General features: G+C 61.3%; 22 protein-coding genes. 9 read left to right on the top strand and 13 right to left on the bottom strand.

Annotated features, from left to right (window positions below):
* Positions 1–33 precede the first annotated feature (33 nt).
* The 8 genes from CEC48_RS00865 to CEC48_RS00830 form a co-directional block, all read right to left on the bottom strand.
* Complete coding sequence (locus tag CEC48_RS00865) at positions 34–684, bottom strand: M23 family metallopeptidase (RefSeq protein WP_088422022.1); 651 nt, start codon at positions 682–684, stop codon at positions 34–36.
* Between the two features lie 92 nt (positions 685–776).
* Positions 777–1,676 (bottom strand): response regulator, encoded by a 900-nt coding sequence (locus tag CEC48_RS00860; protein WP_088422021.1) that lies wholly within the window; start codon positions 1,674–1,676, stop codon positions 777–779.
* Between the two features lie 168 nt (positions 1,677–1,844).
* The gene (phoU, locus tag CEC48_RS00855) at positions 1,845–2,606 is read right to left on the bottom strand and encodes a phosphate signaling complex protein PhoU (RefSeq protein ID WP_010168319.1); all 762 of its coding nucleotides are present in this window, start codon (positions 2,604–2,606) and stop codon (positions 1,845–1,847) included.
* Positions 2,607–2,678: 72 nt separating this feature from the next.
* Positions 2,679–3,512: a phosphate ABC transporter ATP-binding protein PstB gene (gene pstB / locus CEC48_RS00850; RefSeq protein ID WP_065883786.1), complete on the bottom strand. Its 834-nt coding sequence runs from the start codon at positions 3,510–3,512 to the stop codon at positions 2,679–2,681.
* 138 nt (positions 3,513–3,650) lie between these two features.
* Complete coding sequence (gene pstA, locus CEC48_RS00845; protein WP_088422020.1) at positions 3,651–5,321, bottom strand: phosphate ABC transporter permease PstA; 1,671 nt, start codon at positions 5,319–5,321, stop codon at positions 3,651–3,653.
* Between the two features lie 15 nt (positions 5,322–5,336).
* Positions 5,337–7,370, bottom strand: a complete 2,034-nt coding sequence (locus CEC48_RS00840) for an ABC transporter permease subunit (RefSeq protein WP_176438643.1) — start codon at positions 7,368–7,370, stop codon at positions 5,337–5,339.
* Between the two features lie 430 nt (positions 7,371–7,800).
* A complete protein-coding gene (locus CEC48_RS00835) occupies positions 7,801–8,790 on the bottom strand; it encodes a phosphate ABC transporter substrate-binding protein PstS (protein WP_088422018.1) in 990 nt (329 codons plus the stop codon).
* A 330-nt stretch (positions 8,791–9,120) separates the two neighbouring features.
* Complete coding sequence (locus CEC48_RS00830) at positions 9,121–10,410, bottom strand: MFS transporter (RefSeq protein WP_088422017.1); 1,290 nt, start codon at positions 10,408–10,410, stop codon at positions 9,121–9,123.
* A gap of 456 nt (positions 10,411–10,866) precedes the next feature.
* On the opposite strand from CEC48_RS00830, the gene CEC48_RS00820 reads away from it, so the two are divergent.
* Positions 10,867–11,271 carry an acyl-CoA thioesterase gene (locus tag CEC48_RS00820; RefSeq protein WP_003176975.1) on the top strand — a complete coding sequence of 135 codons (405 nt, stop codon included), beginning with the start codon at positions 10,867–10,869 and terminating at the stop codon, positions 11,269–11,271.
* Between the two features lie 57 nt (positions 11,272–11,328).
* On the top strand, positions 11,329–12,228 hold the full coding sequence (locus CEC48_RS00815) for a D-hexose-6-phosphate mutarotase (protein WP_088422015.1): 900 nt from the start codon (positions 11,329–11,331) through the stop codon (positions 12,226–12,228).
* A 123-nt stretch (positions 12,229–12,351) separates the two neighbouring features.
* Here the strand turns inward: CEC48_RS00815 and CEC48_RS00810 are convergent, their stop codons facing one another.
* From CEC48_RS00810 to CEC48_RS00790, 5 genes are all read right to left on the bottom strand, one after another.
* Entirely contained in the window at positions 12,352–12,888 is a 537-nt protein-coding gene (locus CEC48_RS00810; protein ID WP_088422014.1) for a DUF3299 domain-containing protein, read from the bottom strand.
* 78 nt (positions 12,889–12,966) lie between these two features.
* Positions 12,967–13,212 carry a GlsB/YeaQ/YmgE family stress response membrane protein gene (locus tag CEC48_RS00805; protein ID WP_088422013.1) on the bottom strand — a complete coding sequence of 82 codons (246 nt, stop codon included), beginning with the start codon at positions 13,210–13,212 and terminating at the stop codon, positions 12,967–12,969.
* A gap of 104 nt (positions 13,213–13,316) precedes the next feature.
* Positions 13,317–14,402 (bottom strand): 5-(carboxyamino)imidazole ribonucleotide synthase, encoded by a 1,086-nt coding sequence (locus tag CEC48_RS00800; protein WP_088422012.1) that lies wholly within the window; start codon positions 14,400–14,402, stop codon positions 13,317–13,319.
* Between the two features lie 10 nt (positions 14,403–14,412).
* Positions 14,413–14,904 (bottom strand): 5-(carboxyamino)imidazole ribonucleotide mutase, encoded by a 492-nt coding sequence (gene purE, locus CEC48_RS00795; protein WP_003195648.1) that lies wholly within the window; start codon positions 14,902–14,904, stop codon positions 14,413–14,415.
* 327 nt (positions 14,905–15,231) lie between these two features.
* Complete coding sequence (locus CEC48_RS00790; RefSeq protein WP_003213413.1) at positions 15,232–16,140, bottom strand: LysR substrate-binding domain-containing protein; 909 nt, start codon at positions 16,138–16,140, stop codon at positions 15,232–15,234.
* Positions 16,141–16,321: 181 nt separating this feature from the next.
* Here CEC48_RS00790 and aspA point away from each other — a divergent pair, with 181 nt between their 5' ends.
* From aspA to CEC48_RS31460, 7 genes are all read left to right on the top strand, one after another.
* Positions 16,322–17,746: an aspartate ammonia-lyase gene (gene aspA, locus CEC48_RS00785; protein ID WP_088422011.1), complete on the top strand. Its 1,425-nt coding sequence runs from the start codon at positions 16,322–16,324 to the stop codon at positions 17,744–17,746.
* A 415-nt stretch (positions 17,747–18,161) separates the two neighbouring features.
* Complete coding sequence (locus CEC48_RS00780; protein WP_088422010.1) at positions 18,162–19,613, top strand: sodium:alanine symporter family protein; 1,452 nt, start codon at positions 18,162–18,164, stop codon at positions 19,611–19,613.
* A 77-nt stretch (positions 19,614–19,690) separates the two neighbouring features.
* Positions 19,691–20,668 (top strand): asparaginase, encoded by a 978-nt coding sequence (locus tag CEC48_RS00775; RefSeq protein ID WP_088422009.1) that lies wholly within the window; start codon positions 19,691–19,693, stop codon positions 20,666–20,668.
* Between the two features lie 50 nt (positions 20,669–20,718).
* A complete protein-coding gene (locus CEC48_RS00770; RefSeq protein ID WP_088422008.1) occupies positions 20,719–21,711 on the top strand; it encodes an AraC family transcriptional regulator in 993 nt (330 codons plus the stop codon).
* Between the two features lie 154 nt (positions 21,712–21,865).
* Positions 21,866–22,906, top strand: a complete 1,041-nt coding sequence (locus CEC48_RS00765; protein WP_088422007.1) for a histone deacetylase family protein — start codon at positions 21,866–21,868, stop codon at positions 22,904–22,906.
* Positions 22,903–23,994 carry a polyamine ABC transporter substrate-binding protein gene (locus CEC48_RS00760; RefSeq protein ID WP_088422006.1) on the top strand — a complete coding sequence of 364 codons (1,092 nt, stop codon included), beginning with the start codon at positions 22,903–22,905 and terminating at the stop codon, positions 23,992–23,994. The genes CEC48_RS00765 and CEC48_RS00760 overlap by 4 nt, the downstream gene beginning before the upstream one ends.
* 135 nt (positions 23,995–24,129) lie before the next feature.
* Complete coding sequence (locus CEC48_RS31460) at positions 24,130–26,418, top strand: dermonecrotic toxin domain-containing protein (RefSeq protein WP_176438640.1); 2,289 nt, start codon at positions 24,130–24,132, stop codon at positions 26,416–26,418.
* The last annotated feature ends 121 nt before the right edge of the window (positions 26,419–26,539 follow it).

The raw sequence follows: 26,539 nt of genomic DNA, 5'->3' as shown, positions 1-26,539 counted from the left end.
TTTTTCGCGAGCAAGCTCGCTCCTACATAAGCCTTACCGCGTGCCCAATGCAAAATTGGGCAACGCCTGCACCGGCTGGTTGAATTCATACGGAATCGACACCAGCCCCAACGCCGTCGTGCGTTGCACCACAAAATGCAGATGCGGCCCGCTGCTGTTGCCGGTATTGCCCGACAGCGCCAACGGGCTGCCCACCGCCACGCGCTGCCCTTCCCTGACGCTGACCGAACCTTGCTTGAGGTGCAGGTACACGCCCTGGGTACCGTCATCGTGCTGCACCCGCACGAAATTGCCCGAGGGATCGCTGCCCCGTCCGGATTGGGCACTCTCGGTTCTCACCACCACACCTGCGCGCGCCGCGATGATTGGCGTGCCTTCGGGCATGGCGATGTCCATGGCGTAGCGGCTTTTGAGGTCGGAGTGGCTGAAGGTCCCGTTTGGGCCTTGGGTGAGGCGGAACGGGCCGCCGCGCCAGGGCAACGGATAGCGGTAGGACGCGGGTTGCGGCGCATACACAGGCTTTTGAATCACCCGCTGCTGATACACAAACGCCTGCGCCCCGGGTGTGTATCGGTCGCTGAAGACCACGGCGCCGTCAGCGTCGATGGATTTGTAGAGGGTCATGGACGTCGCCGACGTGGCGACGGCGAACAGTCCACAAAACAGCAGTGAGCGCACGAGCATGAGGTTGGCCTGCCGAGGGACGACTGAATGGCAGGCTAGCAAAGGATCATGACAATACAGGATAAGGCGCTGCCCCTTAATTGGCTGTCAGATCACGCACCCGGCACAAAATGCTTCTGTGCGGTGCCGCGGGCAATCAGCCGCGAGATGTAATCGAGCTTCTGCGCATCCTGGTCGATAAACCGGAAGGTCAGCTGCAGCCAGTCACTGTCAGGCCTGGGCTCGTAGGCCACGATGGCGTGCAGGTAGCCGTTGAGACGGGCCACCTCGGCGTTTTCGCCCTGCTCCAGGTCGAGCACGGCGCTTTCCAGTACCTGAGGCAGGACTTCACCGCGACGCACCACCAGCAGCGCCTCCTTGATGCTCAGCGCCTTGATCACACACTGCTGGGTGCCGCTGGACAGGCGCAACTGGCCCTGGCCACGACCGCCGGCTGGCGACGCTGCCGGAGCGGCCTGCACCGGCGGGCTGTTGAGCAAACCTTTGCTCGGCGCGGCCACTGGAGCCGGCTTGATCGCTTCAGGCTTGCCGCCCGTCAGGGCGCTGAGGGAATCGTTGCCGAACGCCGAGTTCATCTTCGTCGGTGCGCTGGCAAGCAAAGCGTCGAGGCGGCCGATCTTGTTCAGCGCCTGCTTGACCTTGTTCAACAGCTGTTCATTGGTGAACGGCTTGCTGACGTAGCCGGAAACGCCGGCCTGGATCGCCTGCACCACGTTTTCCTTGTCGCCACGGCTGGTCACCATCACAAACGGCATGGTCTTCAGATGTGGCTGCTCGCGGCACCAGGTCAACAGTTCGAGGCCAGACATTTCCGGCATTTCCCAGTCGCACAGCACCATGTCGAAGGTTTCGCGCATCAGGATGGCCTGGGCCTTTTTGCCGTTCACCGCATCTTCGATCTTGATCCCCGGGAAGTAGTTGCGCAGGCACTTCTTCACCAGATCGCGAATAAACGAGGCGTCATCCACCACCAATACACTGACTTTGCTCATCGACCCTTCATCCTATAAAAACCCCGGCAAGCATAACGCTTCGCTGATGGCATTTCGCCAAAACTCTTCAGTCACGCCGGGACTTTACGTTTCCCCGTCGCGCAAAAATTCGTACGCCACAAACGAAAACGCCCGACCAAAGGCCGGGCGTTTATTTCTCGGGCAATCTTACTTATCGTCAGGAACGCCAGGAACATTAGGGATTTGATCGGCTGTGCCTTCAACTTCGGCTTTCATGCGCTTGAGGCCCATGTGCCGCACGTCGGTACCACGGACCAGATAGATCACCAGTTCCGAGATATTGCGCGCGTGGTCGCCGATGCGCTCCAGCGAACGCAGCACCCAGATGATGCTCAACACCCGCGAGATAGAGCGCGGGTCTTCCATCATGTAGGTCGCCAGCTCGCGCAGGGCGGTCTTGTACTCACGGTCGATGATCTTGTCGTACTGGGCCACCGACAACGCCAGCTCGGCGTCGAAGCGGGCAAACGCGTCGAGGGCGTCGCGGACCATGTTGCGCACCTGGTCACCAATGTGGCGCACTTCGACATAACCACGCGGCGCTTCACCTTCTTCGCACAACTGGATGGCGCGACGGGCGATCTTGGTGGCTTCGTCGCCGATGCGCTCCAGGTCGATCACCGACTTGGAGATGCTGATGATCAAACGCAGGTCGGACGCCGCCGGCTGACGACGGGCCAGGATGCGCAGGCATTCTTCGTCGATGTTGCGTTCCATCTGGTTGATCTGGTCATCGATCTCGCGCACTTGCTGGGCCAGGCCCGAGTCGGCCTCGATCAGCGCGGTGACCGCATCGTTGACTTGCTTCTCCACCAGCCCGCCCATGGCCAGGAGGTGGCTGCGCACTTCCTCAAGCTCGGCGTTGAACTGCGCGGAGATGTGGTGGGTAAGGCCTTCTTTGCTAATCATGTTGGCGTCCTTGGAACGTCCAGTAAGGTGCGGTCGACCGCAGCATCAGTTCAGTGAGCAACCAGCCACCTGCTAGCCGTAGCGACCGGTGATGTAGTCTTCGGTCTGCTTCTTCGCCGGGTTGGTGAATAGGGTATCGGTGTCGCCAAATTCCACCAGTTTGCCCATGTACATGAACGCGGTGTAGTCGGAAACCCGCGCCGCCTGTTGCATGTTGTGGGTCACGATGACGATGGTGAACTTGGATTTCAGTTCGTAGATCAGCTCTTCGACTTTCAGCGTGGAGATCGGGTCGAGGGCCGAGCACGGTTCGTCGAGCAGCAGCACTTCCGGCTCCACGGCGATGGTGCGCGCGATTACCAGACGTTGCTGCTGGCCGCCGGACAGGCCCAGGGCCGACTCGTGCAGGCGGTCCTTGACCTCGTCCCACAGTGCCGCGCCTTTCAACGCCCATTCAACGGCTTCGTCGAGGATGCGTTTTTTGTTGATGCCCTGGATGCGCAGGCCGTAGACCACGTTTTCGTAGATGGTCTTGGGGAACGGGTTGGGCTTCTGGAACACCATGCCCACCCGGCGACGCAGCTCGGCCACGTCTTCGCCCTTGCGGTAGATGTTGGTGCCGTACAGGTTGATCGCGCCCTCGACGCGGCAGCCGTCCACCAGATCGTTCATCCGGTTGAAGGTGCGCAACAAGGTCGACTTGCCGCAGCCGGACGGGCCGATGAAGGCGGTCACGCGCTGCTTGGGGATGTTCATGCTGACGTCGAACAGCGCCTGCTTGTCGCCGTAGTACAGGCTCAGGCCCGGGACTTCGATGGCCACGGTTTCCTGGGCCAGGCTCAGGCTCTGCTTGTCGCGACCCAGGGCTGACATGTTGATGCCGTGGGAATGGGTTTCATGTTGCATGGGATGCTCCCTGTGCTACCAATTCGGTGGGAGCGGGCTTGCTCGCGAAAGCGTCAGGTCAGTCGACCTATGTGTTACTGAAACACCGCATTCGCGAGCAAGCCCGCTCCCACATTATTTAGTCCGCGTTCACTTCAATTAACTGTCCAACGCTTTGTACTTCTCGCGCAGGTGGTTACGAATCCACACCGCCGAGAGGTTGAGCGTGGCGATCACCAGCACCAGCAGCAAGGCGGTTGCGTACACCAGCGGCCGTGCAGCTTCAACGTTGGGGCTCTGGAAGCCGACGTCATAAATATGGAAGCCCAGGTGCATGATCTTCTGGTCCAGGTGCAGGTACGGGTAGTTGCCGTCCACCGGCAGCGACGGCGCCAGTTTCACCACACCCACCAGCATCAGCGGCGCCACTTCACCGGCGGCACGTGCCACAGCGAGGATCATGCCGGTCATCATCGCCGGGCTGGCCATCGGCAGCACGATCTTCCACAGCGTTTCCGCCTTGGTCGCGCCCAGTGCCAAAGAACCTTCACGCACGGTGCGGGGAATCCGCGCCAGGCCTTCTTCGGTGGCCACGATCACCACCGGCACCGCCAGCAGCGCCAGGGTCAGGGACGCCCACAGCAAGCCCGGCGTACCGAAGGTCGGAGCCGGCAGGGCTTCGGCGAAGAACAGCCGGTCGAGCGAGCCGCCCAGCACGTAGACGAAGAAGCCGAGGCCGAACACGCCGTAAACGATAGCCGGAACGCCCGCCAGGTTGTTTACCGCGATGCGGATGATGCGGGTCAGCGTGTTTTGCTTGGCGTATTCACGCAGGTACACCGCCGCCAGCACGCCGAACGGAGTCACGATCATCGCCATGATCAGGGTCATCATCACGGTGCCGAAGATCGCCGGGAAAATCCCGCCTTCGGTGTTGGCTTCCCGCGGGTCGTCGCTGAGGAATTCCCAGACCTTGCTGAAGTAGAAACCCACCTTGGTCACGTAACCCATGGCGTTCGGCTGGTAGGCATGCACCACCTTGCCGATGCCGATTTCCAGCTCTTTGCCGTTGGCATCGCGAGCGGTGAGGCTGTCGCGGTTGAACTGGCTGTGCAGGTCCGCCAGGCGGGCTTCGATGTCTTTGTAGCGGTTGTTCAGTTCGGCGCGGCCGCTGTCCATGTCGGCTTGAGCGGTGGCGTCCAGCTTGCCTTCCAGCTCCAGTTTGCGACCGTGCAGGCGGATGCGTTCGAGGCCGGCGTTGATCGCGCCGATGTCGGACTTCTCAAGGGTCTTGAGCTGGGCCGCGAGCTTATTCACGCGGTCGACACGGGCTTGCAGTTCCGGCCAGGCGGCCTCGCCTTCGGCGATGACCTTGCCGTCCTGCTTGACGTTGACCAGGGTGCCGTAGAAATTGCCCCATTCACGACGTTCGATGGCCATCAGTTCGGCCGGCTTGGTCTGGTTGGTCAGCCACTCGCCGACGATCCAGGTGAAGTCGTTGCCGTTCAAGTCGCGGTTACCGACCTTGATCAGCTCGCGGGTCATGAACTCCGGGCCTTGGTCGGGCACCGGCAAACCAGCGCTCTTCAGGCGCTCACGAGGCACTTCTTCTTTCTGCACCACTTCGCCGATGACGATGTGGTTTTCCTGGCCCGGTACGTTGTAGCTGGCCTGGATCAGGTCGGCCGGCCAGAAGTGGCCCAGGCCGCGCACGGCAATCACGGCCAGCAAACCAAGGGTCATGATGACCGCGATGGACACCGCGCCACCGCTGATCCAGACGCCCGGGGCGCCGCTCTTGAACCATCCATTCAGGGAGTTCTGTTTCACAGACTTCTACCTTTCTTAAAGCGACGAGTATTTCTTGCGCAGACGCTGACGAATCAGCTCGGCGAGGGTGTTCATGATGAAGGTGAACAGCAGCAGCACCAGCGCCGAGAGGAACAGCACGCGGTAGTGGCTACCGCCGACTTCCGACTCGGGCATTTCCACCGCGACGTTGGCCGCCAGCGTGCGCAGGCCTTCAAACAGGTTCATCTCCATCACCGGGGTGTTACCGGTGGCCATCAGCACGATCATGGTTTCACCGACCGCACGCCCCATGCCGATCATCAGTGCCGAGAAGATACCCGGGCTGGCGGTCAGGATGACGACGCGCGTCATGGTCTGCCATGGCGTGGCACCCAGGGCCAGGGAGCCCAGGGTCAGGCCGCGCGGCACGCTGAACACGGCGTCTTCGGCAATGGAGTAGATGTTCGGGATCACCGCAAAACCCATGGCCAGGCCGACGACCAGAGCGTTGCGCTGGTCGTAGGTAATCCCCAGGTCGTGGGAGATCCACATGCGCATGTCGCCGCCGAAGAACCAGGTTTCCAGGTACGGGCTCATGTACAGCGAGAGCCAGCCCACAAACAGGATTACCGGAATCAGGATCGCGCTTTCCCAGCCGTCCGGAACCCGCAGGCGGATCGACTCAGGCAGGCGGCTGAAGACAAAGCCGGCGACCAGGATGCCAATCGGCAGGAGCATCAGCAGGCTGAAAATACCCGGCAAATGCCCTTCGACATACGGCGCCAGGAACAGGCCGGCGAAGAAGCCGAGGATCACCGTCGGCATCGCTTCCATCAATTCGATCACCGGCTTGACCTTGCGGCGCAGGCTCGGGGCCATGAAGTAAGCGGTGTAGATCGCAGCGGCAACGGCCAGTGGCGCCGCCAGCAGCATGGCGTAGAACGCAGCCTTCAGGGTACCGAAGGTCAGCGGGGCCAGGCTCATCTTGGGTTCGAAGTCGGTGTTAGCGGCGGTCGATTGCCAGACGTATTTAGGCTCGTCGTAGTTTTCGTACCAGACCTTGCTCCACAACGCGCTCCAGGAAACTTCCGGGTGCGGGTTGTCCAGCAGCAGCGGTTGCAGCTTGCCGCCGGCTTCGACGATCACACGGTTGGCCCGTGGCGACATGCCGAAGACGCCGGTGCCATCGACCACCGAATCCACCAGCAGCGTGCGGTGGGCGGTGCTGTGGAACACGCCGAACTTGCCGGAAGCGTCGAGGGCGGTGAAGCCTTTACGACGCTCTTCAGCGGTAATTTCAACAATGGGCGCAGTGCCCATCTGGAAGGTACGGATCTGCTTCAGGCGTTGTTCACCGTCCGGGTCGCGGGCCATGAACCACTGCGCCAGGCCGCCGCTGGAGTTACCGATGATCAACGAGATGCCGCCCACCAGTTGGGTGCTGGCCGTGACTTGCGCAATGCCATCTTCCAATAATTTGTATCGACCGTTGAGGCTCTTGTCCCGCAGGCTGAAAACGTCTGCCTGGGCGCGGCCGTTGATCACGTAAAGCCACTGCTGGCGCGGGTCAACGAAGATGGACCTCACCGGCTCGGCCATTTGTGGAAGCTCGATGCGCTTCTGCTCGGTGGTGACTTCCTCGGTCATCATGTTTTCTTCACGGCTGATGGACAGCACGTTCAGATGCGCACCGCTGGAACCGGCCACCACCAGCGTCGAGTCGGTGGCGTTCAACGCTACGTGCTCAAGCGGGCGACCTTGTTCGTCGAGGACGATCGGCGTTTCGCCGTACGGGTATTCGATGGCGGGCGAGATGGTCTTCTTGCCGTCCGGGTACGACACTTTATAAGTGTGGCGGAACACCAGGGACTGGCCGTTGGACAGGCCGAGGATCACCAGCGGGCTACCGGGCTGGTCTTCACCGATGGAGGCGACGGTCACACCGGCCGGTAACGGCAGGTCAACGCGCTTGAGTTCGGCACCCGTGTCAACGCTAAAGAACAGCGCCTGGCCCTTGTCGGAAATCCGCATGGCGACCTGGTTCTGTTCTTCCATGGAGATCATCAGCGGCTTGCCGGCGTCCTGCAGCCAGGCAGGCGTCAGGGCGTCTTCCTTGGTCAGGTTGGCGCCGTGGAACAGCGGGGCGACCACGTAGGCAAGGAAGAAGAAGATCAAGGTGATCGCGCCCAGGACGGCGAGGCCGCCGATCAGCACGTACCAGCGGGTCAGGCGATCCTTGAGCGCGCGGATGCGGCGCTTGCGTTGCAGCTCAGGCGTATTGAAGTCAATGCGCTTGGGGGGAGAACTCGTCGTCATGGTGGAATTGGCCAGATCATTCATGCGCACACCCTAGCGGTCCTGTATGACAGAAAGATGACAATGCAGTGACGCAAGAAATCCGCCGCGCAGCATGGCTGGCAGCAGACTAAAAAATGGGAGGCGAGGTCCAGGTCTTACAGACCCCGCCCAGGCCTTGAACCGTGGGTAAACCCCGGGTCAAGGCAGGTTTACCGGCGGCTTATTTGCCACCTTCTTTCAGGCCCAGGTCAGCCAGTGCCTTGGCGGCAACTTTGGCTGGCAGAGGGATGTAGCCGTCTTTCACTACCACTTCCTGGCCCTGTTTGGACAGAACCAGCTTCACGAACTCGGCTTCCAGCGGGGCCAGAGGCTTGTTCGGGGCTTTGTTGACGTAAACGTAGAGGAAGCGCGACAGCGGGTATTTGCCGTTCAGGGCGTTTTCTTCGCTGTCTTCGATGAACTCAGTGCTGCCTTTCTTGGCCAGGGCCACGGTTTTCACGCTGGCAGTTTTGTAACCGATGCCCGAGTAACCGATGCCGTTCAGCGAGGAACTGATGGACTGCACAACCGACGCCGAACCTGGCTGTTCGTTTACGTTAGGTTTGTAGTCGCCTTTGCACAGGGCTTCTTCCTTGAAGTAGCCGTAGGTGCCGGATACCGAGTTACGACCGAACAGTTGCACTGGCTTGTTGGCCAGGTCGCCAGTCACGCCCAGGTCGCCCCAGGTCTTGACGTCAGCTTTGGCGCCGCACAGACGAGTCGAGGAGAAGATCGCGTCGACTTGCTCCATGGTCAGGTGCTGGATCGGGTTGTCCTTGTGCACGAACACGGCCAGGGCATCCACGGCAACCGGGATAGCGGTTGGCTTGTAGCCGTACTTCTGCTCGAAGGCAGCCAGTTCGGTGTCCTTCATCTTGCGGCTCATCGGGCCCAGGTTGGAGGTGCCTTCAGTCAGCGCAGGAGGTGCGGTGGCGGAGCCGGCGGCCTGAATCTGGATGTTGACGTTCGGGTATTCCTTTTTGTAGGACTCGGCCCACAAAGTCATCAGGTTCGCCAGGGTGTCGGAACCAACGCTGGACAGGTTGCCCGATACACCGGTGGTCTTGGCGTACGCCGGAATTGCCGGGTCAACACCAGCGGCTACCGCGTTAGCGGTCGCAACGCCAGCAGCGACAAAAGTCATTGCCGCCATCAAACGTTTCAGTTTCATGCCTTGCTCCTAGCAGATAGGGATAGTTGGATCGGGGCCAAGTATCGGTAGGCCGTGTGAACACTCTATGTCCGTAATGTGACAATTAGATGAAAGGCCACTATTTGTGAAAACTCTGACAGGGAGGGGGGAAGGTCAATAAAATCGGGGGCTTGCGAGGAGGTTGAAGCGATTTCTTGGAAACACTCTGTAATCGTTGTAGAGCAGAATCTGTGGCGAGGGAGCTTGCTCCCGCTGGGTCGCGTAGCGGCCCCAAAAATGGAACTGCTGCGCAGTTCAACGGGAGCAAGCTCCCTCGCCACAAGTTATCCGTCAGTTTTCATAAAAGTGTTAACGCCCACGCTTCCACAGGTACCCACCCACCGCCATTCCGATCACACACAGGACAGCAACGTAGTAAGCCGGGCCCATCGGGCTCTCCTTCATCAGCAGCGACACGGCCAATGGCGTCAGGCCACCGAATACGGCGTAGGCGACGTTGTAGGAGAAAGACAAACCACTGAAACGCACCACTGGCGGGAACGCTTTCACCATGACATAGGGCACCACACCGATGGTGCCTACAAACAGCCCGGTCAAGGCGTACAACGGGAACAGCCAGTCCGGGTGAGCCATCAGGCTGTGATAGAGCGTCCAGGAAGTTGCCAGCAACAAGGCACAACCAATGATCAGCACACGCCCGGCACCGAAACGGTCAGCCAGGGCGCCGGAGGCAATGCACCCCAGGCTCAGGGTAACGATGGCCAGGCTATTGGCCTGCAGCGCCACCGTAGGGCTGAAGTGATAGACCGTTTGCAGCACGGTCGGCGTCATCAGGATAACCACGACCACACCGGCCGAGAGCAACCAGGTCAACAGCATCGACAGCACGATGGCGCCACGGTGATCGCGCAATACCGCACGCAACGGCAGCTCGGCAGCCAAGGTTTTACGCTGCTGCATCTCGGCGAAGATCGGGGTTTCGTGCAGCCAGCGACGCAGGTACACCGACAGCAGGCCGAACACGCCGCCCAACAGGAACGGGATGCGCCAGGCGTAATCCGCAACCTGCTCCGGGCTATAAAGGGTGTTGATGGCGGTGGCCACCAGCGAACCCAACAGGATGCCGGCCGTCAGGCCGCTGGTCAGGGTGCCGCAGGCATAACCGATATGACGCGGCGGCACGTGCTCGGAAACGAACACCCATGCGCCCGGCACCTCACCGCCAATTGCGGCGCCCTGGATCACGCGCATCAGCAGCAACAGGATCGGCGCCCACAGGCCGATCTGCGCGTAGGTCGGCAGCAAGCCCATGATCAGGGTCGGCACGGCCATCATGAAGATGCTCAGGGTGAACATCTTCTTGCGGCCCAGCAGGTCGCCGAAGTGCGCCATGATGATCCCGCCCAGTGGGCGCGCCAGGTAGCCGGCGGCGAAGATGCCGAAGGTCTGCATCATGCGCAGCCATTCGGGCATGTCAGCGGGAAAGAACAGTTTCCCGACCACCGTGGCGAAAAACACGAAAATGATGAAGTCGTAGAACTCCAGCGCCCCGCCCAAGGCAGACAGCGACAGGGTTTTGTAGTCGTTGCGGGTCAGCGGGCGCGAAGGTTGCGCACTGCTTGCGGGCACGGAGGACATGGCAAGGCTTCTCTTATAGTAGTCAGGACGGCAAGCCCGGGACTTGCGGCAGGCTTGGCAAGATAGCAAATCGCTTGAAAAAGCACAGCGTTGAGCCGTTAACAGTTCAGATAAGCGAAATATTCCCGTCGCAGACGTGCAATTAACATGAGCAGGAGCACAGTTGCCGGAAAAAGCCGCGATACAGCGTCTATTTACCGACCAAATGAGCGCCGGGAGGTCGTCGTGGCGCCGACGGCTCGATATACTCGGCCATTGCAAGCGCCAGACCCGCATCCTTGAGGGGCTGCTGTGCCAAAACGCCGTTGGTGTCCCTCCAGCCGATTTGGCAGAGTTTCCCTTTAGTACGCCTTACGAGAAACGCATTGAGCGGTGTATGTTGGTGCTGAAACGTTTTTCCAGAGACGGCTATCCACTTGAAATACCCATGAAGCGTCACGGGTCAGAGGCACCGGCATGATTGAACTCGAACAAGAAGATCCTATCCCGCAAGGCGATCTCGCCCTGCAAATCACCGCACTCCCGCGTGAAACCAACGGTTTCGGCGACATCTTCGGCGGCTGGCTGGTCGCGCAGATGGACTTGGCCGGCACCGCCATGGCGAGCAAGGTTGCCGGTGGCCGCGTGGCGACCGTGGCGATTGATCGCATGGCATTCCTGGTGCCAGTGGCAGTCGGCGCACAGCTTTCCTTTTATACACAGGCCCTGGAAATCGGCCGCAGCTCGATCCAGATGATGGTCGAAGTGTGGAGTGATGACCCACTCTCCAGCGAATGGCGCAAGGTGACCGAAGCCGTGTTTGTGTTCGTTGCCATTGATGGCAGCGGTCGCACCCGGTCGGTTCCGTCGCGGGCGCGTTAAACATCGCGACGCTTTGACGGTCCATTGCCCATTGTCTGCCATTGAGAACGCGCGCCTATGTCTACGCCCAACGTTGAAACCGTAAAACTGGATGAGCTGAACGCTTGGCGCATCCGCCATAACGGCGCCGAATTGTTGGTGGCCCAGCAAGGCGCACACATCGTCAGTTACCAGCGCACCGGCGAGAAGCCGCTGATCTGGCCCAACGACCACGTGGTGTTCAAGAAAGGCAAAGGCATTCGTACCGGTGTGCCGGTGTGCTGGCCGTGGTTTGGGGTGTTCGACCGCAACCCGCAAAGCGTGAAGGCCATGTACCAGGGCGACGAGCCGGCTGGCGCGCATGGTTTTGTTCGGACCGCCGACTGGACGTTGGCTGGTGTTGAAGCTGAAGGCACAGCGTTGCGGGTTGAGTTGGAACTGCTGGTGCCTGAAGGTGGGTTCCCGGGCTGGCCGCATCAGGTCGACTTGAAGATGAGCATCCTGCTGGATGATCAGCTTCACATCAGCCTGACCAGCCATAACCGTGGCACCGATACTGTCAGCCTCAGCCAGGCGCTGCACAGCTACTTTGCGGTCAGCGATGTACGCAATGTGCAGGTCGAAGGCCTGGACGGCCTGGCCTATATCGATACCGCCGACAGCTGGAGCCACAAGCAGCAAGCCGGGCTCCTGCACTTCACCGCCGAGACCGACCGCATCTACCTCGACACGCCCGCCCAACTGAATATCGTCGATAAAGACTGGCAGCGCCGTGTTCAGCTCACCAGCACAGGCTCGTGCTCGACGGTGATCTGGAACCCCTGGACCGAACGCGCCAAGGCCTTCAGCGACATGGCCGACGACGGCTGGCAGGGTATGTTGTGTATCGAAACCGCGAACGTGCTGGACGATGTGGTGACGCTGGCCCCGGGTGAAAGCCATACCCTGGGCGTGAGCATCAGCGGTATCGCCCTCTAGAAACCCAATTCAAATTGTGGGAGCGGGCTTGCTCGCGAATGCGGTGTATCAGTCGGCACATGTATTGACTGGCACACCGCATTCGCGAGCAAGCCCGCTCCCACATTGGGTTATGTGTTGGTCCTACAGATCGGATTCCTTCACCGCCCGCACTTTCCCCGCATCCAGCGCATAGGCCGCATCGGCCAGGTCATTGTTGACCTTTTCCACCTTCAGCGTGCCCGTCACCCAAAGCGGCGTGTAGATATCCTCCAGCTTCAAACCCTTGGGATAACGCACCAGCACCAACTGGTTGGGCGGCGGTGGTGGCACGTGGATGCAGGCGCCCGGGTAAGGCACCAGGAAGAACAGCGTACTGCGGCCCTTGGCATCGGTTTCCAACGGCACCGGGTAACCCCCGATACGGATGTTCTTGCCATTCATGGCGGCCACGGTCTTGGTGGAATACATCACCGCCGGCAAACCCTTGCTCTGCTTCAGGCCGCCTTTATCCGTGAAGGTGCCTTGGGCTTCCGGGGAGTTGTGGTCGATTTCCGGCATTTCTTCGAGGGCTTTCTGGTCTGACTTGGGCATCAGTTCCAGCCAGTCGGTTTCCGGCAGTTCGCCAGCGTGCGCCAGGCCAGAGCCCAGCAAGAGGAGAGTCAATAGAAGACGGCGCATGGAGAGGCTCGGCAAGGATTACAGTGCCGGCATTCTAGCCCTCTGCGCCTGCGCAGCGCAGAGGGCTTGGTCGCTAAATTACTTCTTTCTCAGCAGACCGTAGATCACCAGCAGCACGATGGCGCCGATCAGTGCACCGATAAAGCCGGCGCCCTGGCCCGCCTGGTAGATACCCAGTGCCTGGCCACCATAGGTAGCAACCAGCGAACCGGCGATACCCAGCAGGATGGTCATGACCCAGCCCATGCTGTCGTCGCCTGGTTTCAGGAAACGCGCCAGCAGGCCGACGATCAAACCGATAAAAATGGTTCCAATAATACCCATGGCATTTCCCTCTGAATGAAGTGAGCTAAGTCAAAGCCTAGTCAGACTTTGGCTTCCTGCAATCAGAGGGTGGCGGGTAACAATGGTTCCCGCCCGGCCTTGGGTTATTGCTCGGCGATCAGCGCTTCGACCTTGAGGATCTGCGCTTCCAAAGTCGCGCGATCCTTGCAGCGCAGGTTGGCGTGGCCGACCTTGCGCCCGGCCTTGAAGGCCTTGCCGTAGTGATGCAGATGGCAGTCATCGATGGCGATGACTTTTTCCACCGGCGGCACCACACCGATGAAGTTGAGCATGGCGCTCTCGCCGACCTTGGCCGTGGAACCCAATGGCAAGCCCGCCACCGCCCGCAGGTGGTTTTCGAACTGGCTGCACTCGGCGCCTTCGGTGGTCCAGTGCCCGGAGTTGTGTACGCGCGGGGCGATTTCGTTGGCCTTCAGGCCACCGTCGACTTCAAAGAACTCGAACGCCATCACGCCGACGTAATCCAGTTGCTTGAGCACACGGCTCGAATAGTCTTCGGCCAGGGCTTGCAGCGGGTGGTCGGTGCTGGCCACGGACAGCTTGAGAATGCCGCTGTCGTGGGTGTTGTGTACCAGCGGGTAGAAGCGGGTTTCGCCATCGCGGGCACGCACGGCGATCAGCGAGACTTCACCGGTGAACGGCACGAAGCCTTCCAGCAGGCAGGCGACGCTGCCCAGCTCGGCGAAGGTACCGACCACATCGGCAGCGGTGCGCAGGACCTTCTGGCCCTTGCCGTCGTAACCCAACGTGCGGGTTTTCAACACGGCCGGCAGGCCGATGGAGGCGACTGCAGCGTCCAGGTCTGCCTGGGACTGGATGTCGGCGAAGGCCGGCGTCGGGATGCCCAGGTCCTTGAACATGCTCTTCTCGAACCAGCGGTCGCGAGCGATGCGCAAGGCTTCGGCGCTCGGGTACACCGGTACGAACTGCGACAGGAAGGCCACGGTTTCGGCCGGGACGCTTTCGAACTCGAAGGTCACCAGGTCGACTTCATCGGCCAGTTGGCGCAGGTGATCCGGGTCGCTGTAGTCAGCCCGCAGGTGTTCACCCAGCGCAGCCGCGCAGGCGTCCGGCGCCGGGTCCAGGAAAGCGAAGTTCATCCCCAGCGGCGTACCCGCCAGGGCCAGCATGCGGCCCAGTTGGCCGCCACCGATTACACCGATTTTCATCGTCACAACCTCAGGCAATGCGTGGGTCTGGATTGTCCAGGACGCTGTCTGTCTGCTCAGCACGGAATTTTTTCAGCACCGCGTGGAACTGCGGGTGCTTGGCACCGAGGATGCTGGCGGACAGCAAGGCGGCGTTGATCGCACCGGCCTTGCCGATCGCCAGGGTGGCCACCGGAATACCGGCGGGCATCTGCACGATGGACAACAGCGAGTCCACGCCCGAGAGCATCGACGACTGCACCGGTACGCCAAGCACTGGCAGGTGAGTCTTGGCCGCACACATGCCTGGCAGGTGAGCTGCACCGCCGGCACCGGCGATGATCACCTCGATGCCACGGGATTCTGCTTCATCGGCATACTGGAACAGCAAATCCGGAGTGCGGTGGGCGGAAACCACCTTCACTTCATAGGGAATGCCGAGTTTTTCCAGCATATCGGCGGTGTGGCTAAGGGTGGACCAATCGGACTTGGAGCCCATGATCACGCCAACCAATGCACTCATCGTCGTGCCTCTTCTCTCTGGGCGCCCGCAGGCGCGTCAAAAAACAACAAGCCACGCGGGAAATCCGGCGTGGCTTGGTGTACGAATTAAGGCCGGTTGGACCGGCCGAAGGCCGCGCAGTATACCGTAATAACGCAGATAAACAGCCCCTGGGATGACCATCTGTCTAGCGGCGCAAAGTGGCGGTTTTATTGACTTCTAGGTCAGCGAAAACACCGCAAAACTAATGTGGGAGCGGTCTTGCTCGCGAAGGCGGTGTATCAGCCACAGATGGGTTGCCTGACACGACGCTTTCGCGAGCAAGCCCCACATTTGATCTGTGTTAGCTCAGGTATTCTGCGCCGCGCCACCTTCCAGCTTGCGCCACAACAACCGCACATTCGCCTTGCGCACCAGGGCGCAGCGGTACAAACGAATCTCCAGCGGCACATGCCATTGCGGGCCACCGCACACCACCAGTTCGCCCCGGGCCAGCTCGGCGCGCACGCTCAGCTGCGGCACCCAGGCAATGCCCAGGCCTTCGAGGGCCATGCTTTTCAGGCTGTCGGCCATGGCGGTTTCGTAAATCGTGGTGAAGCGCAGCGCCCGCTGACGCAGCAGCAGGTTTACCGAACGCCCCAGAAATGCCCCGGCGCTGTAGGCCAAAAGCGGCACACTGCCCTCGCCTTCCAGGTCGAACAGCGGCTTGCCGTCGGCATCGGCGGCGCACACCGGCAGCATCTCGGTGTTGCCCAGGTGCAGCGACGGGAAGATCTCGGGGTCCATCTGCATCGCAGCGTCCGGGTCGTAAAACGCCAGCATCAAGTCGCAGCCGCCTTCGCGCAGCGCATGCACGGCGTCGCCGACGTTGGTGGCGACCAACCGGGTGGCGATGTTCAACCCTTCGTTACGCAACTGCGCGATCCAGCGCGGGAAGAAGCCCAGCGCCAGGGAGTGCGCCGCCGCCACTTGCATGACTTCACCCTGCCCGCCTTCCAGGTGATGGAGGTGGCGCAATACCTCGCCGAGCTGCTCGACCACGGTACGCGCGGTGACCAGGAACAACTGCCCCGCCGCCGTCAGTTCGACCGGCGTACGTGAGCGATTGACCAGGGTCAGCCCCAGCGCAGCCTCCAGGCTACGGATGCGCCGACTGAACGCCGGCTGGGTAACGAAGCGCCGCTCCGCCGCCTGGGAGAAGCTGCGGGTGGCAGCCAGGGCGCTAAAGTCTTCCAGCCATTTGCTTTCAAGGTTCATCACATCCTCCCAGGGCACGCACCATTTTGGCACACACGTCCGTCATGGTAACGGGGTCACACCGACATTATGCCGTTTATGCATAGGCCAGTGTTTAACAGCATTGGCCCAAAATCTTGCGCAAGCCTAGCATTCACAGCGTTCCGGCCTAGCCTGGGTCCCTATCGAGATGATTTCCGTCATGTCCTCCGCTGCATCTTTCCGCACAGAAAAAGACCTGCTTGGCGTACTCGAAGTACCCGCTCAAGCGTATTACGGCATCCAGACCCTGCGAGCGGTGAATAACTTCCGTCTCTCGGGCGTTCCGATTTCGCATTACCCGAAATTGGTGGTCGGCCTGGCAATGGTCAAGCAGGCAGCTGCTGACGCCAACCGCGAGCTGGGCCAGCTCAGCGAAGCCAAGCACGCTGCCATCAGCGAAGCCTGTGCCCGCCTGATCCGCGGCGATTTCCACGAAGAGTTCGTGGTGGACATGATTCAAGGCGGCGCTGGCACTTCAACCAACATGAATGCCAACGAAGTCATCGCCAACATCGCGCTGGAGGCCATGGGCCACAGCAAGGGCGAATACCAATACCTGCACCCCAACAACGACGTGAACATGGCGCAGTCGACCAACGACGCCTACCCGACCGCGATCCGCTTGGGTCTGCTGCTGGGCCACGACGCACTGCTGGCCAGCCTCGACAGCCTGATCCAGGCGTTCGCCGCCAAAGGCGTCGAGTTCAGCCACGTCCTGAAAATGGGCCGCACCCAGCTGCAAGACGCCGTGCCGATGACCCTCGGCCAGGAATTCCGCGCCTTCGCCACCACCCTCGGTGAAGACCTGGCCCGCCTGAAAACCCTGGCACCTGAGCTTCTGACCGAAGTGAACCTGGGCGGCACCGCCATCGGTACCGGCATCAACGCCGACCCGCGTTACCAGGCCCTGGCCGTTCAACGCCTGGCCACCATCAGCGGCCAGCCGCTGGTACCGGCTGCCGACCTGATCGAAGCCACCTCCGACATGGGCGCCTTCGTGCTGTTCTCCGGCATGCTCAAGCGTACCGCGGTGAAGCTGTCGAAGATCTGCAACGACTTGCGCCTGCTGTCCAGCGGCCCACGCACCGGCATCAACGAGATCAACCTGCCGGCCCGCCAGCCAGGCAGCTCGATCATGCCCGGCAAGGTCAACCCGGTGATCCCGGAAGCCGTGAACCAGGTTGCGTTCCAGATCATCGGTAACGATTTGGCGCTGACCATCGCGGCCGAAGGCGGCCAGTTGCAACTGAACGTGATGGAGCCGCTGATCGCCTACAAGATCTTCGACTCGATCCGCCTGCTGCAACGCGCCATGGACATGCTGCGCGAGCACTGCATCGTCGGTATCACCGCCAACGAAGCCCGCTGCCGCGAGCTGGTGGAACACTCCATCGGCCTGGTCACCGCGCTGAACCCCTACATCGGCTATGAAAACGCCACCCGCATCGCCCGTATCGCCCTTGAAAGCGGCCGCGGCGTGCTGGAACTGGTGCGCGAAGAAGGCTTGCTCGACGACGCCATGCTCGACGACATCCTGCGCCCCGAAAACATGATTGCCCCACGCTTGGTCCCGTTGAAGGCCTAAGCGTTTGTTGCACCGCTCACCAGGTTGAGGGACTAGACACCTCTCACCTTTTGAGGGCCTGAAGGCTCGTTCTTCAGGCCCTTTTTTTTGCTTGTAGGAGCGAGCTTGCTCGCGAAAAACTACAAGGCACCGCGCGCATCCAGGAGGAACTCATCATCGTTAACGACCTTCGCGAGCAAGCTCGCCCCTACAAACCTTTAATCGCCTCGTGCAGACGAATCACACACTCCTAGGTATAGTGCCGCCCCTCTTCGCGTCAGCGGTCGTCGGTAACGAGACCCTGGGAAGCGCGAAACCGCATGAATAACAAAACCCGCAAAAGGATTGGGGTCGGAGCGTCGTGCACTGCCTGGTGCTGAGCGATGCGTCGGACCGTCCTGCGTTTGCCATTAGAAAAATCAGCGAGGAACACTCCATGCTAGAAGTCATCAACGACTTCCTCTCAGGGAAAGTATTGATCGTGCTCATTGTCGGGCTCGGTGGTTACTTCACGATCCGCTCGCGTTTCGTTCAATTGCGTCACTTTTTCCACATGTTTTCGGTGTTTCGCGACAGCCTGAAAAGCAGCGCCGGCCAACTCAGCTCGTTCCAGGCGCTGATGCTCAGCCTCGCCGGGCGTGTGGGTGCCGGCAACATCGCAGGCGTCGGCATTGCCGTGACCCTGGGTGGCCCGGGCGCCGTGTTCTGGATGTGGGTCACCGCACTGGTGGGCATGTCTTCAAGCTTTATCGAGTGCTCTCTCGGCCAGCTGTACAAGCGCACCGACGCTGAAGGTACCTACCGTGGCGGCCCGGCGTATTACATCCAGCACGGCCTGCACAAACGCTGGCTGGGCATGGTGATGGCGTTTCTGCTGCTGGTCACCTTCGGCTTCGCCTTCAACGGCCTGCAAGCCCACGCCGTAACCCACTCGCTGAACAACGCGTTTGGCCTGGACACCACCTACACCGGCCTGGCCCTGGCCGTGCTGCTGGGCCTGGTGTTCATCGGCGGGATCAAGCGTATCGCCTCGATCGCCGACCTGCTGGTGCCGGTCAAGACCCTGGTCTACATCGCCGTGACCCTGTACGTGATCGTGCTGCAATTCGACCACGTGCCGGCCATGCTCGCGACCATCGTCAAGAGCGCCTTCGGCCTCGACCAAGCCTTCGGTGGCCTGGTGGGCAGCGCGATCATCATGGGCGTGAAACGCGGCGTGTTCGCCAACGAAGCCGGTTTGGGCAGCGCGCCTAACGTGGCGGCGGTGGCTTCGGTAGAGCACCCGATCGCCCAAGGCGTGGTGCAAGCGTTCAGCGTGTTCCTCGACACCTTCGTGATCTGCACCTGCACCGCGTTGCTGATCCTGCTGTCGGGCTTCTACACCCCGGGCTTCGAAGGCGACGGCATTGCCCTGACCCAGAATTCCCTGGCGGCAGTGGTGGGTGACTGGGGCCGGATGTTCATCTCGGTGGCCCTGGCGTTGTTCGTGTTCACCTCGATCATGTACAACTACTACCTCGGCGAGAGCAACCTGCGCTTCATTGTGGGCGACAACCGCAAGGTGTTGATCGGCTACCGTGCGCTGGTGCTGGTGCTGATTTTCTGGGGTTCCATCGAGAACCTCGGCACTGTGTTCGCCTTCGCCGACATCACCATGACCCTGCTGGCGTTCGTCAACCTGTTCGCCCTGGCGTTCCTGTTCAAGATCGCCATGCGCATCCTGAATGACTACGACGGCCAGCGTGCGGCGGGCATCAAGACGCCGGTATTTGATTCCAGCAAGTTCCCGGACCTGGACCTGGACCGCAAGGCCTGGCCGGCCAACCCGGTGAAGCCTGAGCCAACCGCTCAAGCATCGGCTGAACTGAGCGCTCAAACGCAACGCTAAGCCTAGATAGATGACACGCCGCCCGGCCTTGGGCATGCTCTGGGCCCGGCGGCGTTTTTCGTTCAGGAGATTCTTCGATGCAACCAGCCAACAACATCATGGTGCTCTACACCGGCGGCACCATCGGCATGCAGGCCAGCGCCAACGGCCTGGCGCCCGCCTCGGGTTTTGAAGCGCGCATGCGCGAACAGCTTGCCAACGAGCAACTGCCCACCTGGCGCTTTCGTGAAATGGCCCCGCTGATCGACAGCGCCAACATGACGCCCGCCTACTGGCAGCGCCTGCGTGTGGCGGTGATCGAAGCGGTGGACGCCGGCTGCGACGCCGTGCTGATCCTGCACGGCACCGACACCCTGGCCTACAGCGCGGCGGCCATGAGTTTCCAACTGCTGGGCTTGCCGGCGCCGGTGCTGTTTACCGGCTCGATGCTGCCCGCCGGTGTGCCCGACAGTGATGCCTGGGAAAACGTCAGCGGTGCGCTGGTGGCGCTGGGCGAAGGCCTGGCATCGGGTGTGCAACTTTACTTCCACGGCAAGCTGATGGCACCCACCCGCTGCGCGAAGATTCGCAGCTACGGCCGCAATCCATTTGCCGCCCTGCAACGTAACGGCGGCGTGGCCAAGGCGGACAAACTTCCGGCAGCACTGGATTACCGTCACGACAAGGCCCTGGCGAATGTCGGCGTACTGGCGCTGGTGCCGGGCATCGCCGCAGCGCAATTGGATGCGCTGATCGGCAGCGGCATTCAGGCGCTGGTGCTGGAATGCTTCGGCAGTGGCACCGGGCCGAGCGACAACCCCGCGTTCCTCGCCAGCCTCAAGCGCGCGCAGGACAACGGCGTGGTCGTGGTGGCAATCACCCAATGCCATGAAGGCGGCGTGGAGCTGGATGTGTACGAGGCCGGTAGCCGCTTGCGTGGCGTGGGCGTGTTGTCCGGTGGCGGGATGACCCGTGAAGCGGTGTTCGGCAAGCTCAATGCCTTGATCGGCGCTGAGTTGGACACCGCCGAAATCCGCCGCCTGGTCGAACTCGACCTGTGTGGCGAACTGAGCTGACCGGCATATAACTTGCTCCTCTTCCCGCCATCCCCTGGCTGGAAGCTCCCATGCTGCACTCCCACCTCACCACCCTCAACGCCGTCTCGCTGGTGCTCAACACCTTCAAGGCCGAAGGCCAACCCGCCGAGGCCTTGCTGGCCGGCAGTGGCATCTGCGCGGCGGACTTGAGCCGCGCCGACACCCGCATCACCACCAACCAGGAGATGCGCGTCTGCGCCAACGCCGTGGCCCTGCGCCGGGATATCGGCCTGGAACTGGGCCGGCAAATGCACGTTTCTTCCTATGGCATGCTCGGTTACGCACTGCTCACCAGTGCCACCTTCGGTGACGCTTTGCGCCTGGCGCTGCGGTATCCGGCGCTGCTGGGAACACTTTTCGAGCTTGACCTTGAGGAAGACGGCACACGCATCTGGTTCAGTGCCGCGGATTACCGGGAAAACCCGGCACTGGAAATGTTCAACGTCGAACTCTGCCTGGCCTCGTTGAAGGTGATCTGCGACGACCTGCTGGGGCATGTCCTGCCGCTGCTGGGTGCGCGCTTTGAACACGACGCCCCGGATTACCGCGCGCGTTACGCCGAAAGCTTCGCCTGCCCGCTGCAATTCGGCGCCACCGCCAACGCGTTTGCCTTCGACCGAAGCTGGCTGGACCAACCGCTGCCATTAGCCGACGCCGTCACCCACCAGGCCATGGCCGAGCGCTGCCGCAAGCAAAACACCGAGTTCACCGGGCGCCAGGCCTGGCTGGGCAAGATTCGCCACCTGCTCGCCAGCCAACTCAGCGCCGCACCGGGCCTCGACGGCCTGGCCGAGCAGATGAACTGTTCCCCCCGCACGTTACGCCGGCACCTGCATGACCTGGGCTGCAGCTATCAGGAGTTGCTGGACGAGCTACGCTTCGAGCGGGCCAAACGGATGCTGGGCGAGGATGAACTGCCCATTTACCGAATTGCCGAGGCGCTGGGCTTCAGCGAAACCGCGAGTTTCCGTCACGCCTTTGTGCGCTGGAGCGGTGTAGCGCCGAGCCAGTTCCGCCCCTGAAGCCACTTGCTGGGGCGTGGCCGCGCCATTTCGGGGCGAATTACGGTCACACACTTTGGCCATATTTATCCCCTTTTGGCCGCTCCTGCCGTTCTCATAAACCCCGCCCGCCGCAAGACTGCATGCATCGACACAGCCTGCGGAGAACAACAATATGCTGACGATCTACTCGGACGATCACCACCTGCACCACGGCCGATGCGAGCTGATGGACGGGCAACTGATGCCCTGCTTCGAAATGCCCTCGCGCGCCGACCATGTACTGCAACGGGTCAAGGACCGTGAGCTGGGCCCGGTGCAGGTGCCCGAGGATTTCGGCCTGGCCCCGCTGCAACGCATCCACAGCAACGACTACCTGGCCTTCTTCAAAGGTGCCTGGCAACGCTGGACCGCCTTCGGCCAGGACGGCGACCTGCTGCCCTACACCTGGCCCGCCCGCACCTTGCGCCGGGTGATGCCCACCAGCCTGCACGGCCAGCTCGGCTATTACAGCTTCGACGGTGGCGCCCCGATTACCGCCGGTACCTGGCAAGCCGCTTACAGCGCAGCGCAAGTTGCACTCACCGCCCAACAGGCCATCCAGCAAGGTGCCCACAGCGCCTTCGCCCTGTGTCGCCCACCCGGCCATCATGCCGCCGCAGACTTGATGGGCGGTTACTGCTACCTCAACAACGCCGCCATCGCCGCCCAGGCCTTTCTCGACCACGGCCACAAGAAAGTCGCGATCCTGGATGTGGACTACCACCACGGCAACGGCACCCAGTCGATTTTCTATGAGCGCAGCGACGTGCTATTCACCTCGATCCATGGCCACCCGGAAGCGGAGTTTCCGTTCTTCCTCGGTTATGCCGACGAGCTGGGCGAAGGTGCCGGCGAGGGCTTCAACTTCAACTATCCGCTGCCTGCTGGTTCTGGCTGGGAGACGTGGAGTGCCGCACTGGAGAAAGCCTGCCGGGAAATCGAATGCTACGGCGCCGACGTCATCGTCGTATCCCTGGGCGTCGACACCTTCAAGGACGACCCGATCTCGCAGTTCAAGCTCGACAGCCCGGATTACCTGGCCATGGGCGCCCGCATCGCGCAACTCGCCACGCCCACGCTGTTTGTGATGGAAGGCGGCTACGCCGTCGAAGAAATCGGCATCAACGCCGTCAACGTTCTCGAAGGTTTTGAACACGAGGGATCCGCCCAATGAACATGCTCAAGCCTCTGCTCCTCAGCGCGCTGGTGCTTAGCGGTGCCGTGCAAGCCGAAGAAAAAACCCTGCGGGTCTACAACTGGTTCGACTACATCACGCCCAAGGCCCTGGAAGACTTCAAGGCCCAGAATCCCACGATCAAACTGATCTACGACATCTTCGACACCAACGAAGCCCTGGAAGCCAAGCTGCTCACCGGCAACTCCGGCTACGACGTGGTGGTGCCGTCCAACGTGTTCCTGGCCAAGCAGATCGAAGCCTCGGTGTTCCAGCCGCTGGACCGCAGCAAATTGCCCGACTGGAACCACCTCGATCCCAAGCTGATGAAGCTGATCGAAGCCAACGACCCGGGCAACAAATTTGCCGTGCCCTACATGTACGGCACCATCCTGATCGGCTTTAACCCCGACAAGGTCAAGGCCGCGCTCGGCGCAAATGCCCCCGTGGACAGCTGGGACCTGATCTTCAACGTAGAGAACATCAGCAAGCTCAAGCAGTGCGGCGTAGCACTGCTGGATTCGCCTTCGGAGATCCTTCCGCTGGCCTTGCAGCACCTGGGCCTGGACCCCAACAGCAGCAATCCTGCGGACTACGTAAAAGCTGAGGCGCTGATGATGAAGATCCGCCCGTACATCACCTACTTCCACTCCTCCAAATACATGGCCGATATTGCCAACGGTGACATCTGCGTGGCCGTCGGCTATTCGGGCAGCTTCTCCCAGGCCGCCAACCGCGCCAAGGAAGCCAAGAATGGCGTGATCGTGGACATGCGCCTGCCCAAAGAAGGCGCGCCCATCTGGTTCGACATGCTCGCCATTCCCAAAGGCGCCAAGGACCCGGAAGACGCCTACACCTTTATCAACTACCTGCTGCAACCCGGCGTGATCGCGCCGATCAGCGATTTTGTCGGCTACCCCAACCCGAACAAAGACGCCACCGAACTGGTCGATCCGGCGATCCGTAATAACCCCAACCTGTACCCGACCGAAGCCGCCATGGCCACGCTCTACACCTTGAAGCCGCTGGGCCGTGATGCAGAGCGCGCCAGGACACGGGCCTGGACCAAGATCAAATCCGGCACCTGATACGGAGGCCCTCCACCCCGCAACGCGTAACGCGTTGCGGGGTGGAGGGCCCAACAGTTAACTACCACCCAAGCCTGCGCAGGCCCCGTAACTTTCTGGCAATTACATCGACCTTTTGCCAGCAAGGAACGCCCCATGCCCCAGTCGCCCAACGCGCAAGCATTCGTCAATACCAACAAGCTGCTCACCCAACTGACCACCGGCCCATCCCCTCGGGAAGTCGCCTCCAACATCTTGCGCCCCGCCCTGAAGGAGCTTTATCCCGAGCTCGACATCGACCCGGACCTGGCCATTGTCGTCTCGCCGTCCTGGCTGATCGTCGATAAGGAGGTTGTTCCCGGAGTGCCACAACATGACTCGCTCACCGGCGCACTGGCCCGGCATGCCCTATCAGGCACGCCACTGCGCTACATCGATGGCGAGCATTACCTCACCTACCGCTCTGCCAGCGGGCCAGACGTTCATTTGCCGGTACGTATTGATGCCATCGCACGGCTGATCAACGATTGCGCCCCGCTGCTGTTTACCGCATATCAGGAACAGCAACTGGACTTCTGGAACCAGACCGATGGCCCCCAAGGCACCCGCTGGCAAGCCTTCGCCACTGCGTTGCGAACTGCCTGGGACATCAAGGCATCCGTAGGCTGGGATGAAGACGAATGTGCCATGGCCAGGAACGTGTTTCTTTATCCCGATTACGCCCTGCGCCTGCCCAACGACAAATATGGCACCCGCGCCTACCTGATGGACGTGGATATCGACAAAGGTACCCGCACCGATCACCTCAACCTGAACCCGCTCGCCATCCTGATCGGCACCCACGATCAACACACGATGATCCTGACGTACTCGATCGCCACCGGGTATGAGCAGTTCCATAGCCTCGACGAGCTGGGCCAGGCACTGACCCGGCACGCCAGCAACCTGAAAGAAAAGTCGCTGCAATGGCGGTTGTTTGAACCCGAAGGGGATTTTTTCGAGCAACAGGCCTGCGCCCTCATCGGCTTGCAAATCGATGCCATTGGCGACATCGGCTCGTTCGTAACTCCGGACCCGGCCGCCGAAGACAGCGTCGAGGCCGAGCGGCTGGAGTTCAGCCAGCTGTCGTCAGCCGACAGGGACAAACTCGAAAAAATCAGCGAAGCGTTACCCGACTGGCTGAAAAATGCAGACGCGGCCGACCTGTCCAGCTACAGCCGCTACATGCTCGACCTCGCCACACTGAACGAGCGTGTGGCGAATAAAACCTACCAGGACGGGCTTGCGCTGATTGGCGATTACGCCCTTCAGGCGATTGCCGGGGAAATGGCCAAAAGCCTATCGCCTGCCCAAAAAACCGACCTGGGCCTGGGGGTCGACGCCCAACTCGAACAACAACTGATGCTCAAACTGGCGCAGGTGCAGATCACCGTCACCAGCCAGGTCGTGTGGGGGCTGTTTACCGCGCCGGGGCTGACAAGCACCGTCACCTTCAGCTTGGCCGAACTGGCGCTGGAAAACCTGATCGCCCTGCCTTTGGGCAACAAGGTCGCCCAGTACAGGGATGGCCGCAGTCTGCCGACCTGGATGAGCGTGACGTACCTGCAAGACCTGATCACCCTCGTGAATGTCGGCGAGCAATACCCCAAGCTGGTCAAGACGACGTTGCTCGACGACCCCGCACAATCGCTGCTTCGCCAAACCCTCTATACCGATCAGTTGCGCCTGCAGTTGCCGCTGCTGGCCCTGCAATACAAGATCCGCAATCAGTTTGGCGTTGACGAACTAGGCTACCGCTACCTCTGCGCCGCCATGGAAACCGACCCCAACCAACGGCGCGTCGATGGCCAAACCGTGGTTATCCGTCCCCTGGCCTTCGTCCCCACACGTCGTACCAGCCAGACAGCAGACCCCGTCAGCAACATGTTCGTGATTGGTCCGCAAATACCCGGTAACGGCCCCTGCCTGTTGTACCGACCGCTGTTCGCCGAACCCCTGATGCAGTTTGCCTCGCCGAACAACCTGATCTACGCCGTCAAACAGTCAACTTCCCTGCGCCAATCGGTATTGGCCTGGCTGCCCGACAGCGTGCGCTTTGACTACGCACAGTTTGTCTTCCCCGGGACCATCACGTCACCTTGGGTGCTCTCCGAGCTGCTGGTCGAACCCGTGACGGCGTTGACCATGAGCGGGCCGGTCATACTCGCCAGCCAGACCCTGCATGAGGACAACCTGGCCACGCTGTTTAAATCCAACGCGGCGGCGCTGGTCGACCTCGCCGACAAGCAGTCGGTATCCAACGCAGAAGCCCGCTGGGAAAGCTTCAAGCGCGCCGGTTGGTTGATCTTCAACGCAGCCCTGCCCTTCCTCGGCAAAACCGTGGGCACCGCAGCCTGGGTCAAACAGCTTATCGACGATGTTCAAGAAGCCATCGACGTCAGCTAGCGCAACGACGGCGAAACCAAGTGGGCCTGGTCAGCCCTGACCGATATTTTTCTCAACCTGGGCATGGCCCTGGCACTGCACCTGGCCAGCCGGCAAGGCCCAGGCCTTGCCGGGCACGCTG

This window comes from Pseudomonas sp. K2I15, from assembly GCF_002204795.1.
In the GTDB taxonomy this organism is placed as follows: Bacteria; Pseudomonadota; Gammaproteobacteria; order Pseudomonadales; family Pseudomonadaceae; genus Aquipseudomonas.
This window is presented reverse-complemented; position numbering and strand designations above follow the sequence as displayed.

Bases quoted from the DNA above. Each gene is read 5' to 3' on its own strand.
- CEC48_RS00865 (WP_088422022.1), bottom strand. From the start codon at position 684: ATGCTCGTGCGCTCACTGCTGTTTTGTGGACTGTTCGCCGTCGCCACG.
- CEC48_RS00860 (WP_088422021.1), bottom strand. From the start codon at position 1,676: ATGAGCAAAGTCAGTGTATTGGTGGTGGATGACGCCTCGTTTATTCGC.
- phoU (WP_010168319.1), bottom strand. From the start codon at position 2,606: ATGATTAGCAAAGAAGGCCTTACCCACCACATCTCCGCGCAGTTCAAC.
- pstB (WP_065883786.1), bottom strand. From the start codon at position 3,512: ATGCAACATGAAACCCATTCCCACGGCATCAACATGTCAGCCCTGGGT.
- CEC48_RS00835 (WP_088422018.1), bottom strand. From the start codon at position 8,790: ATGAAACTGAAACGTTTGATGGCGGCAATGACTTTTGTCGCTGCTGGC.
- CEC48_RS00830 (WP_088422017.1), bottom strand. From the start codon at position 10,410: ATGTCCTCCGTGCCCGCAAGCAGTGCGCAACCTTCGCGCCCGCTGACC.
- CEC48_RS00820 (WP_003176975.1), top strand. From the start codon at position 10,867: ATGATTGAACTCGAACAAGAAGATCCTATCCCGCAAGGCGATCTCGCC.
- CEC48_RS00815 (WP_088422015.1), top strand. From the start codon at position 11,329: ATGTCTACGCCCAACGTTGAAACCGTAAAACTGGATGAGCTGAACGCT.
- CEC48_RS00810 (WP_088422014.1), bottom strand. From the start codon at position 12,888: ATGCGCCGTCTTCTATTGACTCTCCTCTTGCTGGGCTCTGGCCTGGCG.
- CEC48_RS00805 (WP_088422013.1), bottom strand. From the start codon at position 13,212: ATGGGTATTATTGGAACCATTTTTATCGGTTTGATCGTCGGCCTGCTG.
- CEC48_RS00800 (WP_088422012.1), bottom strand. From the start codon at position 14,402: ATGAAAATCGGTGTAATCGGTGGCGGCCAACTGGGCCGCATGCTGGCC.
- purE (WP_003195648.1), bottom strand. From the start codon at position 14,904: ATGAGTGCATTGGTTGGCGTGATCATGGGCTCCAAGTCCGATTGGTCC.
- CEC48_RS00790 (WP_003213413.1), bottom strand. From the start codon at position 16,140: ATGAACCTTGAAAGCAAATGGCTGGAAGACTTTAGCGCCCTGGCTGCC.
- aspA (WP_088422011.1), top strand. From the start codon at position 16,322: ATGTCCTCCGCTGCATCTTTCCGCACAGAAAAAGACCTGCTTGGCGTA.
- CEC48_RS00780 (WP_088422010.1), top strand. From the start codon at position 18,162: ATGCTAGAAGTCATCAACGACTTCCTCTCAGGGAAAGTATTGATCGTG.
- CEC48_RS00775 (WP_088422009.1), top strand. From the start codon at position 19,691: ATGCAACCAGCCAACAACATCATGGTGCTCTACACCGGCGGCACCATC.
- CEC48_RS00770 (WP_088422008.1), top strand. From the start codon at position 20,719: ATGCTGCACTCCCACCTCACCACCCTCAACGCCGTCTCGCTGGTGCTC.
- CEC48_RS00765 (WP_088422007.1), top strand. From the start codon at position 21,866: ATGCTGACGATCTACTCGGACGATCACCACCTGCACCACGGCCGATGC.
- CEC48_RS00760 (WP_088422006.1), top strand. From the start codon at position 22,903: ATGAACATGCTCAAGCCTCTGCTCCTCAGCGCGCTGGTGCTTAGCGGT.
- CEC48_RS31460 (WP_176438640.1), top strand. From the start codon at position 24,130: ATGCCCCAGTCGCCCAACGCGCAAGCATTCGTCAATACCAACAAGCTG.